The sequence below is a fragment of the Candidatus Neptunochlamydia sp. REUL1 genome, from assembly GCF_963457595.1.
Taxonomy (GTDB): Bacteria; Chlamydiota; Chlamydiia; order Chlamydiales; family Simkaniaceae; genus Neptunichlamydia.
Genome location: NZ_OY735137.1, coordinates 446826 through 462134 on the forward strand (window position 1 = coordinate 446826; position 15309 = coordinate 462134).

Below are 15309 nucleotides of genomic sequence, written 5' to 3' on the forward strand. Positions count from 1 at the left end.
CTCAATGGGGTTCTACCTATGCTGCGCAACAAATTTGAGCGCTTGATGCACCAGTCCAATCTCTCGGCCTTCCTGAATTTCTTTGAGTGCTCGGTATGTTTCACAATGCGCCATTAGTAGGTTTTTTAGAATGGTTGCTGAAAGAGCAATATTTGTTCGATTTGGAGGGAAGTCTCCTAAAACATACCCTGAAAACGCCAAGATGGTGGGTGAAATAATGGAGAGTGATCATGGGCTCTACTCCTTCTTCGGCAAGTCTCTTGCAGAAATGGACATAATGATTAAGCGCCTTCTCATTAAATTCCCCTTTCTTGGGTTCAATATTGCTCCACTCAACAGAAAAACGAAAGGTTGTCATATGAAAACTCTTTAGAAGCTGAACCTGCCCCCATTTGCGAGAGTCTGCGTAGATTCCTTTAAATCCTTTTGGATCAGGGTCAAATGAGCTTTCAATGAAGTTTAATAAAGAAGCTCCGCATGCGGTAGGTAGGAAAAGCGCAAATTTAATTACTCTTAGTGCAACAGATGTAATAGAGATATTTTTACTAGAAGGAAGAAGAGCCTCTTAAAGATTTTCCTATGCCCACTCATTAAAAGCTTCGATGGATTCAACAGACGCTGTTTCCACAAATCTCCAAAAATGTGTGCGGTTACCAAGACTTGAACTTGGGACCTCTACATTATCAGTGTAGCGCTCTAACCAACTGAGCTATAACCGCAGGTAAAAAAATTGTGGAGGCTAGGAGAATCGAACTCCTGACCTTCTGAATGCAAATCAGATGCTCTACCAGCTGAGCTAAGCCCCCACAATATTGGACTTAAGTGTCAAAATATAACCGATGGAGCAATATATTTCCAATAGAAAAAAAATTTTCACTTTTCGAAATTTCTCTCCTTAGAGTAGACTTAAGCTCTGTTTAGTAAAGTTCCACCCCAAAAGGTAATATGAGCACGCATGAAATCTCCAATGGGTCGCTACGGCAACTCTGGAAGGTCTCTTCAGCATTGATGATCTCTTTTTTATCGATGGTAGCAATGATGTTTGCCGACCGTCTCTTTCTCTCCTATTATTCCGCAGATGCTCTAAGCGCAGCGACAAGCGCAGGAACTCTCTTTTGGGCAGGAAGTTTCATGTGTGTCACCTTTGCAGCGATGGGAGAAGTTTTTGTCGCCCAATACAATGGATCAAAACAGTATCAGAAACTTGGCAATCCTGTTTGGCAAATGATTTGGTTTTCAGGTCTCTCTTTTATCTTCTTCTTTGCACTCGGATCTTTCGGAAGTGACTACTTTATGAAGATTGGGCTCATGAATACCAATGAAGCGGAGTACTTTAGATGGAACAATTACTTTGCTCCCTGGCTTACGCTTCTTACTGCCATTTCTGCCTTCTATATCGGCCAGGGTAAAACAAGTATCATCAAATGGATGGGAGTCCTTGGGAATGGAGTGAATATCATCCTTGATCCCATTTTTATTTTTGGAAAGTTTGGATTTCCTTCGATGGGCATCAAAGGTGCAGCCATTGCCACAGGAATTGGAATCATCGTTCAAGTTATAATCATTGGAATATTATTCCTCCGAAAAAAGAATCAACAATCTTTTGGAACTGGAAATTGGAGATTCAACAAAATTCTTTTGTTTAAGTGCCTGCGCGTCGGTGCTCCCCCCGCTCTTTTCGTTCTATTCGAACTCCTGAGCTGGGCAACATTTTATATGATGATGGAGCGGATTAGTACGAAACACATTCTAGTTGCAAGCGTCACTCAAAGTATTCTTCTTCTCTTCCTATTTTTCGGTCTTGGCCTGGAAAAGGGAGCGGCTACAATTGCCGGAAATTTAATCGGAGCCAATAAACACCATGAAGTAAAGCGCCTCTTCTGGTCAGGGATTAAGCTCTCTCTAATTTTCGGAGCAGTCCTTGCTGTTTTTTTAGGGACCTTTTCTGAGTTTTTTGTAGACCTCTTCTTTAAAAATCCCGAAGCTTTAACAGGCTCAGCATTGGGAATTTCCCCTGAGCTACTTGGAGAAGTAAAGATCGCTCTCAAATTTGCAATGATTACGTTGATCATCTACTTGACTCTGGAAAACATTCGATGGCTCCTTAGTGGTCTTCTGACATCAGCAGGAGACACTTTTTTTCCCATGCTCTTAGGACTTATCTCTATTTGGTGCTTTATGCTACTTCCTACTTACTTTTTTGTTGTTATCCCAAAAGCACCTATAGAACGAGCTCTCAATATCTGGGTGTTTTACAGCTTGATGGCAGCAACTCTATTTCTAATCCGTTTTGCGAGGGGAAAGTGGAAGGAGAAAAAGCTGATCTCAGATGGAGAGGGGGAGACCAGCCCCATTCCAAGCCATGACACCACCAGGGAGATGGGCAACTGATTTTCTTCCATGCTTTAGAGCAATACTTGCAGCTAGAATGGATCGATACCCCCCTGCGCAAACAAAAACAAGTGGACCTTCTGGCAGTTCATCTACCCTTCTTTTGAGCTCACTGCAAGGTATATGGTGGGAGTTTTTAATATGCCCTCCTACCCACTCACCAAGTGAACGTACGTCGATTACATGAACTTCTTCTGCGTTGTTGAGCTCCTGAGGAGATACCTCCGGAGCCTTTTCAACCTTCTCTCCACTCTCTTCCCACGTATCGATCCCTCCTTTCAAATAACCTTCCACGTTGGTAAGTCCCACACGAGCAAGAGAAGCAAAAGCGTCGGGGACGGTTAGAGGATCGTTTGTTACAACAAGAATAGGGGCATCGTAGGAAATGGCGGTAGAAGCCCAAAAACCTACCTTTTCTCCCCCACCGATACAAATTGATCCTGGAATATGACGTTTGCTAAATGCATGCTGATCCCGCAAGTCAATAATTGTCGCCCCCTTTTCAAGCTTATTCTTAAACTCGGCAAGTTCCAAGGGAATTGTAGAAACAAGTTGACACCGTCTGCTACAGGAATTGTACTCCTTCATCAGAAGAAAATAGTCAGGGCATAGGGAGATCCGCGAGAGAATCAGATCGATAAACTCCTTCTCAGTAATATTCGGTTTTAAAAAGGGATTGGAAAGCCTTTCCTGACCCAGTGTTGAAAAGGGACGGCTTGCAATTCCTCCTCCACAAAAAGAGCCTGATCCATGAGAGGGATAGATTTCCAAAGTGTTGGGAAGCCCCTCAAGCTTTTCCTTTGTTGAGCAGTACAGCTTTTTAGCAAGACCCATTGTTGCATCTTCCTCAATAAGATCAGGGCGACCGACTGAGCCAACAAAAAGAAAGTCACCAGAAAATAGCGCTCGAGGCTTGTCTTCTTCTAAAGCTAAAAAGGAAATATGTTCAGGGGTATGGCCAGGGGTATAAAGAACCTTAATCGTCAAACTTCCAAGTTGAAAGATATCTCCATCAAAACACTCTTTATGAGGGAAGTCCACTTCATACTTTTCCCCTTTGTCGTAAGCTGAAATTCCAAGAGTTGCCCCTGCTCGAGTTGCAAGATAGCGTGCTCCGGATGCATAGTCAGCATGAATATGCGTTTCGAAAACATGAGAAATCACAAGCTGATTTTTCTCCGCATATTCTAGATAAATATCCACATCAAACTGGGGGTCAATGATTGCAATCTGCCCCTTCTCTTTGCATCCTAATGCATACGAGTAGTGAGAAAGCCCTTTCTCTTCAAACCTCTTAAGTAACATCCCTTTCACCTCAAAAACTGCAAAAGATAAAGCTAAAAGATTTGTTGTTTATTTGCGAGAAGAAGATTTCCGCTGAGTCTCACTGAGCACTTTCTTTCTAAGACGGATATGATTGGGAGTCACCTCAACAAACTCATCATCTTGTATGAAATCAATTGCCTGCTCAAGAGTAAGCACGGTTGGGGGAGTGAGAGTCAAACTTTCATCTGTGCCGGAAGCACGCACATTTGTAAGCTGTTTTTCTCGAGTGATGTTGACCACTAAATCATTATCTCGACTATTTTCTCCAATAATCATCCCCTCGTAAACATCGTCACTCGGCTTTACGAAAATTGTCCCTCGGCTCTGCAGATTAAAGCAGGCATAACCGGTTACTTTCCCCTGATTCATGGAAATAAGGGCTCCATTCTTCCGACCCGCAATTTCCCCTCGGTAGGGGCCATACGAATCAAAAACTGAAGTTAGAATTCCCAGCCCTCGTGTCACTGTTAAAAAATCGTTTCGATATCCAATGAGGCCTCTGGTAGGGAGGGAAAACTCTAGAGTCGTAATGTTATGCTCGTTCGTGTGGAAGTTAAGCATCTCTCCCTTGCGACGGTTAATCTCTTCAATAACCGTACCGGAGAATTCTTCGGGAACTTCGATATGCGTACGCTCAATCGGCTCATCTTTATTCTCTTTCAGAATTACACGGGGCTTTGAAACAAGAAACTCATAGCCTTCTCGACGCATGGCTTCAATAAGGATCGAAAGATGCAGCTCTCCTCTCCCTGCCACTTGAATCGCATCTTCTCTTCCTTCAACCTCTTCAACATTCAAGGAAATATTGGATTTTTTTTCATGAAGGAGCCTCTCACGAATTTTATTCATCGTGACATGCTTTCCATCTCTTCCTACAAAGGGGCCGGAGTTCACTGAAATCTCAACAGACAGAGTAGGCTCTCCAAGTTCTATCGATGGGAGTTGCTGAATATGGTTGGGGTTGCATAGAGTGTCTCCAATCATTACATCGGGAGCGCCAGAAATGCTTACGATATCTCCTACTCCAGCCTCTTCAAGTTCCACTTTCTTGAGGCCATGATATCCATCAATCCGCGTTACTTTATGTTGGGTTGGGCGGCCCCCCTTTTCAATCAGTGTAAAGGGATCTCCCTTTCTGACAACTCCTTCAAGGATCCGACCTGTCGCCTGCCGTCCCAAGAAATCACTATGAGAAATCGTACTCGCCTGCATCAGAAAAGGAACTTCTAAATTCCCAGGAGGATGAGGAACTTTTTCGATCACTAAATCAAATAATGGTTTCATATTCTCTTGAGGATCCTCTTCATTGAGAAAGGCATATCCTCCAATAGCGGAAGCATAGCAGTAAGAGAAGTCGAGCTGCTCATCGCTAGCTCCTAGCTCTACGAAAAGATCAAACGTTTTATTGAGCGCATTTTCAGGATCAGCATGAGGCTTATCAATTTTATTCAAAACAACGATGGGATTAATCCCCATCTTTAACGCTTGAGAAAGGACGAACCGCGTTTGAGGCATCGGTCCCTCAGCAGCGTCGATAATTAGTAGGACACAATTGACCATCCCTAAAACCCGCTCTACTTCTCCTGAGAAATCTGCATGGCCAGGGGTGTCGATAATATTAATCTTGCATTCACCAACAAATAAGCTCGTATGTTTTGCAAAAATCGTGATTCCACGTTCTTTTTCAAGCTCGTTGGAGTCCATTGCCCTTTCAGGTATGGCTTCATTTTCTCGAAATATCTCAGCTTGCGCCAGGAGGCAGTCGAGGAGAGTCGTTTTCCCATGGTCAATATGGGCAATAATCGCAATATTACGAATTTTTTCTGGAGGATACATGCCACTATCCTACTAAGTTTTCTCTAATAAAAGCAACTATAAACCTATCCCAGTAGTAAATTGACCAACGATTTGACAACGTTGAAAAAAAAATTTAGGGTGTAGGTCTATGAACCTAATTAAACAAAAAATTAATTGGCTTGCAGTCATAGGACAGTTGGGACTCTTGCTGCATGTTCCCACAGGAATGGCCACAACTACCCTAATCATTGCTCTAATTTTTGAGGAGTGGTTTGCGCTTGTGCCTTTTGGAACTGTTGCAGCTTTTTCTCTTGCTTTAGGCCAGCTCTTGTATCGGTTAGGGAAAAGATCAAAAGCATCTCACCTGTGGGATGCTATGATAATTGCTGGGCTTGGTTGGCTTACATGCTCGCTTATTGCTGCTATCCCTTTTTGTTGGATCTCCCATCTTCAGCTTCAAATTGGGGTGGAGTCGGAAGTTCTTCAAGTGTTCCGCAATCCTTCCAATGCAATCTTTGAGTCAATTTCAGGTTTTACAAGCACGGGGCTTACAATGATGCAAAGCGCGGGACACCTTTCCCATGTCCTGCAGTGGTGGCGCTCTCTTTTAGAGTGGACGGGAGGGCTTGGACTTGTCGTTTTTGTACTTGCACTGACTCATCTGAATAAGAAGGGATTTCAGCTCTACTATGCTGAAGCGCGGAGTGAGAAAATGACAAAAAATATCGCAGGAACAGCCCATTGGATTTGGGGAATCTACTCTATTTTTACCGGGATTGCTTTTCTCCTTTTCTTTATTGCTGGAATGCCTCTTTGGGATGCCGTGAATCACGCAATGACTGTCATTTCAACTGGGGGATTCACAATTACCCACACGAATTTCCAGGGATATGATTTAACTATTCAAGTGATCGCAATGTTTATGATGCTTATAGGTGCTATCAGCTTTGCGGTTCACTTCCGAGTCATTCGAGAGAAAGAGTATGGGATTCTATGGAAAAGTTGGCAGCACCGCCTGCTCTACATCTTTGCAATTGGTGGAGGCCTTCTCATTCTCCTATTAAATTGGTGGAACGGACTTAGTAAGCATAAAGTCGATGCCTTTTTTGAATGGATTTCTGCCCTTACGACGTGTGGATACTCTTCAATGCGTCTCTCCCTAATGAGTCCAATGGTGAAGTTATTTCTGATTATGGGAATGTTTGTTGGAGGAACAACGGGTTCAACGGCAGGTGGACTCAAAATTCGTCGCCTCATTTATCTTGTTTCTGGCATTGTCCTCCGAATTTTAGCAATCACTTCGAAAAATGAAAAGCATATCACTGGAGGGTTTAAGGAAAATACATCTCCTCCAAACCAAGAACCCCCAGGAATTGTTCTCCCACATACACAAACAAGCGAACGTCTTTTCACTGCGGGAATTTTATTTTCTCTATGGACATCTACTCTCTTCCTTGGATGGTTTCTTATTCTAAAATGGGTTCCCAAGGGGAGCGGCCTTGATGCCCTTTTTGAGGTGACAAGTGCAATGAGTAATGTGGGTCTTTCTAGTGGAATCGTTCATCCAGACCTTCCTACTGCAGGAAAGTGGATTTTTATGGCCTTAATGTGGATGGGAAGGCTAGAAATTATTCCGGCACTTATATTAATCTTGACACTTCCAATGATATTTACTCGGAGCTCGAAAAATGGAAACCAGTCCTAAAAGCTACGTTGCTACAATTCTTCTATGTTTCTTCTTAGGAACCTTAGGAATTCACCGATTTTATATCGGCAAGATCGGAACAGGCATTCTCATGCTTATCACAGCTGGAGGCCTCGGAATTTGGCAACTTATTGATTTTGTTGTTGCCGTTGTCGGTCACTTTTGTGATAAAAAAGGACGTTATATCAAGCCGTGAAAGAAATCACTTTGAAAAACATCTCCCCCCTTGGACATCCCCTGGAAGCAACATTTACTCCTGATGGGGGGATGAATCTCATAAGTTATAAACTGGGAGAGATACAGGTGATCGATCAGGCCACCCGTCCTCTGTTTGATGAAAGATTCGCTGGACTTGGGGCATTGATCGGTCCTCATTTTCACCACCGAAAAGAGATCCCCACAAATTTTGATACTTCTTTATTTCCCCATATTGCTAAAGTCATGGCCCAGGGGGGGGAAGAACCCTTTTCCCATGGAATAGCCCGCTATGTTCCGTGGAAGTTTGTCGCAAGCTCCACACAAATTAAGGGAAGACTCCGTAGAGACGATCTTTACAAGGGGGTCCCCTTAAAAGTGTTTGAAGGACAAGATTTTGATATAACGTTTGAAGCACGCCTTCTTACCGATGGCCTTTTCATTAAATATAAGGTCGATAGTCAACATCCTTCCATCTTAGGTCTCCATTATTACTATAGGCTTAACGGACCAGGTTGCGTCTATGGAGCGGTACAGGAAATCTACCGCGATCAGGCAGAGTGGAAGCCTCTCCCCTCTGAATGGATTCAAAATAATCACCTCCACTTTTCCCTTCCTCAGGAAGCTGATTTTGGTTTTATTCCCGAGAAAAGATCCTCCACTGATCACGATTACCACATGAACCTTCATACTCCTGAATATTCTCTTCATATCGATTACAATACAGCATCTGACACGGAAATTTCCTGTCAGGTCTTCCATCCAAAAGACGCAACTTATGTTTGCATTGAGCCTCTTACGGCCCGCTTCCCACCAGAGCCCACGCTCACACGCTCAACCCTCGAAGCCAAGCTCCAGATTTTTGCTCCATAAGAGATCCTCCATTATCCTCTAGAGGAAAAATAGCAGATGGTGTAGAAGGGGAAATGAGGTGTCTGATGGTTAAAAAAGTTGTCATTCTAGGTGGTGGTTTCGGGGGTGCATATACTGCAATGTACCTAGAAAAGTACCTAAAAAAAACAAAACAGTCCTTTGAGATTGCAATTGTCAATCGTGAAAACTACTTCGTTTTTCAACCAATGCTTGCAGAAGTCGTTGGGGGGGGCCTGGGGCTTCTCGACACAATCAATCCTCTGAGAAAGCTTCTTCCAAAAACTCAGCTCTATGTGAGGGAAGTTGACTCGATCGATATCGAAAACCAAAAAGTGATTCTCGCACCAAAATATTCTCATACTCCCTGCGATGTTCCTTATGACCATTTGGTGCTTGGGCTCGGAACTGTGACAGACTTTCGAGGAATGTCGGGGCTTCATGAGCATGCCCTCCCCTTTAAAAACCTTGCCGACAGTGTGAATATCCGGAACCAAGTCATTGAGGTTTTAGAGGGTGCTGCGAATGAAAATGACCCCCTTCTGAAACGAAAGCTGCTTACATTTGTTGTAGGTGGTGGCGGATTTTCAGGAACGGAAGTGGTTGCTGAAGTCAATGACCTAGTCCGAAAGCTTGCAAAACAATATGACAAAATTGACCCTAGCCAGATCCGGGTGGTTCTCATTCATAGTAAAGACCGCCTGATGGAGAGGGAAATGCCCGAAACTTTAGGGCGTTATGCTGCGATGCTTCTTAAAAAAAGAGGCGTTGAGATTTGTTTTAATGCTCACCTTAAAGCAGCAACTCCAGAAGAAGCTGTTCTTGACACTGGAGAACGCATCCCTTCTAAAACGGTTATTTCTACTGTTCCTTCTTCTCCTAATCCTTTGATTGAAAGCCTTCCGCTGCACCTTGAAAGGGGTAAAATTGTTACGGATGCTGGAATGCAGGTTGAAGGAAAAGAAAATGTTTGGGCTATCGGAGATTGTGCTGCAATTCCAAATCTAGAGGGAGGCGGAATTTGCCCTCCAACAGCTCAGTTTGCAATCCGAGAAGCTAAGGTCCTTGCTCATAATATTGCTGCTGCTCTTTCTTCTGGAGGAATAAAAAAACAGTTCCGATTTAAAGCCTTAGGGATGATGGGAGCTCTCGGTCACCACTCCGCGGTAGCAGAGCTATTTGGAAAATTTAAGTTTTCTGGACTTCCTGCTTGGATTATGTGGCGTATGATTTATTGGGCAAAGCTTCCTGGTATTGATCGAAAAATCAAGGTCGCTCTTTCGTGGGCACTTGATACCATGATTCCTATCGAAGCTGTCCAAATTAAAGCAAGCCCCACGCAAGGGATCGCAGAGCTCCATTTTGAAACTGATGAAATTATTTTCCATGAAGGCGATGTCGGAGACTATCTCTACATCATTGTCAACGGAGAGGTTGAAGTTTTCACAACAAAAGATCAAAAGGAAAAACTGATTGCTAAACTTGGTAAAGGTGAATATTTTGGGGAAATGGCTCTTCTTAACCAGCGATCAAGATTTGCAACAGTTCGGTGTGTCTCTCCTGTAGATGCCTTAGCTCTCCGTAAGAGTGATTTTGGTGTTCTCATTTCAAACTTCCAGGAACTGCGCAAGGACTTTGAACAAACTGAAAAAACTCGTAGAAGGGAAATTGGGTAGTAATTTAAACTACTTATTATGGATATTTGGCTCGATACAACAGATATAAAAACAATCACCTTAGGAAGTAGATTGGGAATCTTAACCGGAGTCACAACTAATCCTTCTCTGATTGCAAATTCAGGATTAAGTCTAGAAGAAAATATCGATGCTATTTTGAAGTGTCAGAGCGGTCCTGTTACTGTTCAAGTCACAGCTGTTGATCATTCTGGAATTATTGAGCAGGCTGAAACACTTCGTGAGTTTTCTGAACGAATCATCGTAAAAATCCCCGTCACGCATGAAGGTCTTAAGGCTATGGAATCGCTTTCGCACTTGCGATTTCCCGTCATGGCAACAGCAATTGTCACTCCCTATCAAGCACTATTTGCCTGCCATGCAGGAGCCTCCTTCATCGCTCCTTACTACTCCCGCATTTTGAATCCTCTAGATGCACTGGAGGGGATCACTTTAATGTTAGATCGCTATGGATTTGAAACGGGAATTGTAGCTGCCTCCCTAAAAACTGAAGATCATATCGATGACTGCTTCCAACTTGGTATTGATGCTATTACGCTTAAAAAAGGGCTTTTTGAAGCTTTTGTCGCCGATCAAAGTGGAACGTTTGAAGCATTGGATCGCTTTTCAAAAGACTGGAAGAAAGCAAAACCCTCTAATCTCTTTCAATAAGGCATGCAAGCACTCCTTTAGCAATCACCTACTCTCTTCTTGCTGCTTTGTCCTATGCAGTATTGGCATTTCTTATCCAAACTGCTGAAGGGTTTCTGCCCAACTCAGTCCTTATTTTTTTCCGGCAATTTTTTGGACTTTTGATTCTTCTTCCGATTATTCCTATTAAGCTAGGAAAGTTTAAGGAGCTCAAAACAAAAGTCTTTCCTCTTCATATGCTCCGTGCTTTTGCCTCCCTTTCTTCTATGTTCTGTCTCTATTTTGCTCTTCGCTACCTACCGCTTACCGACGCAGTTTTACTGACCTATACTCGCCCTCTCTTTATTCCGATCGTTGTCTATTTATGGTTTCAACAAAAGTGGACACGAAACACATGGAGTGGCCTCCTTGTAGGATTCTTAGGAGTCATTTTGATTCTTCGACCTGGAGAAAAAATCTTTGACGTAGCATCCCTCGTGGGGCTTGCAGCTGGACTCCTTGGAGCTATCGCCTTTACTACAATTCGCCGACTCACAAGAACAGAGCCCGCGGAGCGCATTACCTTCTACTATATGGCTCTTTCTCTTCCCCTTGCTTCAATACCTCTAGCAAACAGCTGGAAAGCACCAACCCTCTATGGATGGGGTTTTCTGGTTGTGATTGGACTGGTTGCCATCATCTATCAGCTCTTTTTAGCCCGCGCTTATCGCCATGCAAAAGCTGTGAAAGTAGGGTCTCTTCTATAAGCAAGTGTGGCATTCGCCTATCTTTTCGATTTCTTTCTTGGCAATAAAGATATTCCTTTAACGGCCATCGTTGGAATGATTCTTATCGTCTTTGGCTCTGTGATCGTTCTTAGGGATCAGAACTAGCTCTATCATTGAGGAAAAATGGGTAAATAAAGAGTGATATTTATTCATAAACTCCTTATGATTCCTTGAAAATTACAAACTTAGTGAGAACTCCAACAGATTCTAATTCACGGGGGTTTCACTCAAAAATAGCTAAAAATTAATGACTTAAAGCTCAGGGGTGTTAGATGAGTTCCAACATATTTCGATTAGCAGAATTTTCTATTGGAACTGCTTCTAAATTAGCTAATTACAATATTGGAAAAGCAATTGGAATGGGCGCAGCCCTCCAAGCAGGGGTCATTCATTTGCAAAGAACCGATCACCGCGTTGCAAAAGACACCCATAACATTACAATGATTCTTATCGCTCTTAACTGCATAGGGACTCTATGGGCAGCAGGAAAACTCGCAAAAACATTGCAAGATAAGTCTCAGATCTCCTTGATGAGCCCGAAGATGCTGACGAATAATTGGACTGTTCCAGATTGGTCTATGTCTAAAATTTCCCTTTACAATACCGTAATGGTCACCGCCGGGGCCGTCACTCTACTAGACCTGTATGCCTTGACAGCCGTTGCCTCAAGCGCATTTAAACCTGAGAATAGCCAGAGAGAAGCAACACGAATCTCATTTAAAGACCCCCTTTCCCAGAGCCTTGCCCAGACACTGTATACAACTCAGATTGTTTTAAACGTAGCTCTCTTTTGTTTGGGATCTAATCGGGTTGAGTCACTTGTTACCATTGGTGGACTTGTTGGATCCCTTTACTCTTCGTTCAAAATGGAATGGCTAAACCTTGAGCAGGACTCGACAAGTTATGCAAGGAAAATTCACTACACGGCTCTTTTGATTCCAAACCGCGATCATGAAACTCAAAGAGGAGGTTGTTCAGAGGGCCATACAACACAAAGAGATGCTCTTATAACGCATATTATCGAGAGGTTTCGGGCAGTTGTCGTGCATTCGAATGACAGAGTAAACTACCGTATCAGGGATATAACGGATGAGCATGGCAGACACTTAAGATACGACTATACGCTCGAGCTTCCTAGGAGCAGATTGCCAAGCTGCCCTAACTGCGAGGAGCGTCCCGCGCATGGGAGCCTTAGTGTTGGAAGAGGATCGATTCTCTGGGACGGCGGTGTGCAGGGACCGAAGTCTGACTTTGGAGCGGCTCTCTACTTAACCTACGGAGTTGTGCAATTGAGCCTTGTCTTAGCACAACAAAAATACCCTCACTTGGCTGGCTCTATTTACAAAATCCAAAAAGTCATGATAGGCCTTGATATCCTTGCAATTGCTGGGAAAATTTATGACTATCAATCCATGCAGAATGCAGAGTGGGGAAATGAGGCAATTTTTGGAGCTCTTGCAATATCAGCAGTTGCCCTCGGATACATTCTTTATTACCATAGGACTGAGACAGGAAAAGATCTAATCGATCACTTCAAAGGCGTGGTTCCAGAAAATGATCTAGCAAACCTAACAGTCAATTCAACAACACCTACTTCATTCAGAGTGATGCAATGGGTATTAACAAATAAAATCCTCCTTGACTTAGCGCTCGCTCCTAATGCTTCCAATGACCAGATCCACCTCATCAGCGCAGCCGTTGAAGCCTTTGCTCTTTACCAGCTATCACAAACAAGCTGGATCTTTTTCGAGAGAAAACATACAATGCCGCTCATGAATCGTCCTTTCAAGTTATTTGATCTAGGGCTTGCGGAAACAACGGAAGCCGCAAGACAAAGCTTTGAAAATTCCTTAACAGAAGTCACAACGCGCTTTCATTTTATTGTCTCTAATGAAAAATATCTATTGCCTGATGCCGAATCAACGCAAAAGACGCTCCAGGGGATCTACGACTATTCGACAAATTTTTTTGAAGGCAGTTTCTGGCAACATTACTGGCACGTGACCCGCCATTATAGTGTGGAAGTTAGTTGTAGACTTATTATGAATGCTCAGATCCTACCCCGTTCCCTTAAAATCGGAGATATCAATTACTCCAACCTTCTCACCTCTTGGAGTGGAAGTGCATACAAACGTTGGGCAGGAAACGCTTCACTTAACTTACAGATACAATAGGAGAGATACAATGGTATTAAGATTGGGAGAATTTCTGGCAAATAGCTGCTCTCGTTTTGGAAACCTGCACTTAGGTGCAGCCTTTGGCGCTTCAGCGCTTCTGCAAGCTGGTCTTGTAGAAGCTCGAAGACAAAATCCTAATTCTTATCATACAGTTAATAAGATTCTAACGACTACAAAAATCATCAACATTTTTGGGACCTGTTGGGCCATTGGAAAAACTATTAACACCCTAAAGGAACGCCACAATATTTCTCTATTTAGCGAAAAATATGCAACAAGGAAACCAGCAGCACCTGATTGGGCATGGGGCAAGATCTTCCTTGTCAATAGCGCTATTCTGACTTCTACTTCTCTAGCAGCACTCGCAATCTTTTTTTTCACCCCACGCAACAGAAATGTTTCCATGCAAGAACATCTCCTTCGATGTGCAACTGTGCTTCAAATCATTGCGACCTTGCCTTATGTTCTCTCTCTTCAGGGAGCAGGGATTCTACTTGGATCGGGAAGTGCTCTGATAAGCTCCTTCAGTACCACATTTGTAAAACAAGTCATTGCTCAAGCGAATCATCATCATATCAATGATCAGGTTATTTACTACGGTATTGGAGCACCTTCAAATAATGATCAAGTTCGAGCTGAAGTGGGTAGAGAAACAAACTACACAACACACTACACAACAAATGGAAGAAATCTCACCCTCACAATTGACCGCGAATTTATCCCACTTAATGGATCCATTCAGCTTGAGAGGGGGAAAGTTGAATACAATGGGAGAGATCTTTCTATAAAAACCCATGAGTATGGACTTCTAGCTATTGGAATGTTTCAACTCTTAGCAACCTACAAAGTTTGTTCTGGCTCCCCATATGCACTTTCATATTTTGGAAAAGGGATTGCTCTCACTTCCCTCCTCACTCTAACTGGGAGAATGATTAGAGACATCGTTAGCTCAGAAAGTGAGACAGATGCATTCCTTACCCTGTCCCTCCCCTTTATGGCTGCGTTTTTAATCTTTTTATATAATCGCTCAGAAGAACCTAAAAACGAAAAACCCCTACTTTTGGAAAATTCCATTGGAAATAAGGTATCGCTTCGATGGGGAGATATAGATATGCTAGCTGTGAAATGGACGATGGTTAGTCAAGCTCTGATGGACTTGCATCGAGCCCCTGAAGAAGAAGGTAAAGAGCTCTACTATTTGGCACTCGCATCTATTAAAGCTCTCATTATCTATAAATTAAGTCAGGTCCGGTGGCTCTACATTAAGCAAACGATTAAAACCCCTCTTGCCAATCACTCAGTCAAGGTTCACATTGGGACCTCCTATACTTTAAGTCCAAGAGCAACGAATCTATTTAAAGAATCTGTGAGAGAAGTCACATTAAGTCAAGTTGTCTTGATTCCTGATAGAGCATCACTATTTCCGACCGACGAAGTGCTTAAACAATTTGCTCAGCCGCTTCTCAACCAAGGAGAAAACCTCTTTGCTGACTCCAATTGGGGAATTGATACATTTGATATTGTCAGAACCCAATATGTGACTTTCAAAGATACCCTGCCTCAAGCTGGAGAGGTTAATCTATCAAATTGGCTTTGGAGAAGAAGCGGAACCGTTTCTCGGAAAGGATATGACCTTCAGTTTCTAGAAGTTTTCGATTAAATTTTTATAAATTAGGGCGCATCTCTAAAGTTCTCTCCAAGAAGTTGTATCTAGATTTTCTCATCTGTTGACGTATAAAGATTGAGAGCAACTTGGT

Annotated in this window: 13 protein-coding genes and 2 tRNA genes; 9 read left to right on the plus strand and 6 right to left on the minus strand. The window is 43.0% G+C overall.

Annotated features, from left to right (window positions below):
- Nucleotides 1-12: 12 nt before the first annotated feature.
- The 4 genes from R2I63_RS10585 to R2I63_RS02670 form a co-directional block, all read right to left on the minus strand.
- Entirely contained in the window at nt 13-150 is a 138-nt protein-coding gene (locus tag R2I63_RS10585) for a hypothetical protein (protein ID WP_445083668.1), read from the minus strand.
- Nucleotides 101-358: a family 1 glycosylhydrolase gene (locus R2I63_RS10590; RefSeq protein ID WP_445083655.1), complete on the minus strand. Its 258-nt coding sequence runs from the start codon at nt 356-358 to the stop codon at nt 101-103. Before R2I63_RS10590 ends, R2I63_RS10585 begins: the two co-directional genes overlap by 50 nt.
- 287 nt (nt 359-645) lie before the next feature.
- Nucleotides 646-719, minus strand: a tRNA-Ile gene (locus tag R2I63_RS02665).
- A gap of 14 nt (nt 720-733) precedes the next feature.
- A tRNA-Ala gene (locus tag R2I63_RS02670) sits at nt 734-806 on the minus strand.
- A gap of 139 nt (nt 807-945) precedes the next feature.
- Here R2I63_RS02670 and R2I63_RS02675 point away from each other — a divergent pair.
- The gene (locus R2I63_RS02675) at nt 946-2391 is read left to right on the plus strand and encodes an MATE family efflux transporter (RefSeq protein ID WP_316358535.1); all 1446 of its coding nucleotides are present in this window, start codon (nt 946-948) and stop codon (nt 2389-2391) included.
- On the opposite strand, the gene R2I63_RS02680 is transcribed toward R2I63_RS02675, so the two are convergent.
- Nucleotides 2326-3696, minus strand: coding sequence for an MBL fold metallo-hydrolase (locus R2I63_RS02680; protein ID WP_316358537.1), 1371 nt, complete (start codon nt 3694-3696; stop codon nt 2326-2328). The two genes, R2I63_RS02675 and R2I63_RS02680, sit on opposite strands and share 66 nt — an antisense overlap.
- A gap of 48 nt (nt 3697-3744) precedes the next feature.
- Nucleotides 3745-5553, minus strand: coding sequence for a translational GTPase TypA (typA, locus tag R2I63_RS02685; protein WP_316358539.1), 1809 nt, complete (start codon nt 5551-5553; stop codon nt 3745-3747).
- 109 nt (nt 5554-5662) lie between these two features.
- Here typA and R2I63_RS02690 point away from each other — a divergent pair, with 109 nt between their 5' ends.
- The 8 genes from R2I63_RS02690 to R2I63_RS02725 all read left to right on the plus strand — a co-directional run bounded on the left by R2I63_RS02690 (nt 5663) and on the right by R2I63_RS02725 (nt 15212).
- The gene (locus R2I63_RS02690; protein WP_316358541.1) at nt 5663-7219 is read left to right on the plus strand and encodes a TrkH family potassium uptake protein; all 1557 of its coding nucleotides are present in this window, start codon (nt 5663-5665) and stop codon (nt 7217-7219) included.
- Complete coding sequence (locus tag R2I63_RS02695) at nt 7203-7415, plus strand: TM2 domain-containing protein (protein ID WP_316358543.1); 213 nt, start codon at nt 7203-7205, stop codon at nt 7413-7415. Before R2I63_RS02690 ends, R2I63_RS02695 begins: the two co-directional genes overlap by 17 nt.
- The gene (locus R2I63_RS02700) at nt 7412-8287 is read left to right on the plus strand and encodes a hypothetical protein (protein ID WP_316358545.1); all 876 of its coding nucleotides are present in this window, start codon (nt 7412-7414) and stop codon (nt 8285-8287) included. The genes R2I63_RS02695 and R2I63_RS02700 overlap by 4 nt, the downstream gene beginning before the upstream one ends.
- Before the next feature lie 65 nt (nt 8288-8352).
- Nucleotides 8353-9960 (plus strand): FAD-dependent oxidoreductase, encoded by a 1608-nt coding sequence (locus R2I63_RS02705; RefSeq protein ID WP_316358547.1) that lies wholly within the window; start codon nt 8353-8355, stop codon nt 9958-9960.
- Between the two features lie 18 nt (nt 9961-9978).
- Nucleotides 9979-10629, plus strand: a complete 651-nt coding sequence (locus tag R2I63_RS02710; RefSeq protein WP_316358549.1) for a transaldolase family protein — start codon at nt 9979-9981, stop codon at nt 10627-10629.
- Nucleotides 10630-10652: 23 nt separating this feature from the next.
- Entirely contained in the window at nt 10653-11354 is a 702-nt protein-coding gene (locus R2I63_RS02715; protein ID WP_316359717.1) for a DMT family transporter, read from the plus strand.
- Between the two features lie 293 nt (nt 11355-11647).
- The gene (locus R2I63_RS02720; protein ID WP_316358552.1) at nt 11648-13549 is read left to right on the plus strand and encodes a hypothetical protein; all 1902 of its coding nucleotides are present in this window, start codon (nt 11648-11650) and stop codon (nt 13547-13549) included.
- Between the two features lie 10 nt (nt 13550-13559).
- Nucleotides 13560-15212 carry a hypothetical protein gene (locus R2I63_RS02725; protein WP_316358555.1) on the plus strand — a complete coding sequence of 551 codons (1653 nt, stop codon included), beginning with the start codon at nt 13560-13562 and terminating at the stop codon, nt 15210-15212.
- Nucleotides 15213-15309: the final 97 nt, after the last annotated feature.

Bases quoted from the DNA above. Each gene is read 5' to 3' on its own strand.
- R2I63_RS10590 (WP_445083655.1), bottom strand. From the start codon at position 358: ATGACAACCTTTCGTTTTTCTGTTGAGTGGAGCAATATTGAACCCAAG.
- R2I63_RS02695 (WP_316358543.1), top strand. From the start codon at position 7,203: ATGGAAACCAGTCCTAAAAGCTACGTTGCTACAATTCTTCTATGTTTC.
- R2I63_RS02675 (WP_316358535.1), top strand. From the start codon at position 946: ATGAGCACGCATGAAATCTCCAATGGGTCGCTACGGCAACTCTGGAAG.
- R2I63_RS02710 (WP_316358549.1), top strand. From the start codon at position 9,979: ATGGATATTTGGCTCGATACAACAGATATAAAAACAATCACCTTAGGA.
- R2I63_RS02725 (WP_316358555.1), top strand. From the start codon at position 13,560: ATGGTATTAAGATTGGGAGAATTTCTGGCAAATAGCTGCTCTCGTTTT.
- R2I63_RS02680 (WP_316358537.1), bottom strand. From the start codon at position 3,696: ATGTTACTTAAGAGGTTTGAAGAGAAAGGGCTTTCTCACTACTCGTAT.
- R2I63_RS02720 (WP_316358552.1), top strand. From the start codon at position 11,648: ATGAGTTCCAACATATTTCGATTAGCAGAATTTTCTATTGGAACTGCT.
- R2I63_RS02690 (WP_316358541.1), top strand. From the start codon at position 5,663: ATGAACCTAATTAAACAAAAAATTAATTGGCTTGCAGTCATAGGACAG.
- R2I63_RS02705 (WP_316358547.1), top strand. From the start codon at position 8,353: ATGGTTAAAAAAGTTGTCATTCTAGGTGGTGGTTTCGGGGGTGCATAT.
- typA (WP_316358539.1), bottom strand. From the start codon at position 5,553: ATGTATCCTCCAGAAAAAATTCGTAATATTGCGATTATTGCCCATATT.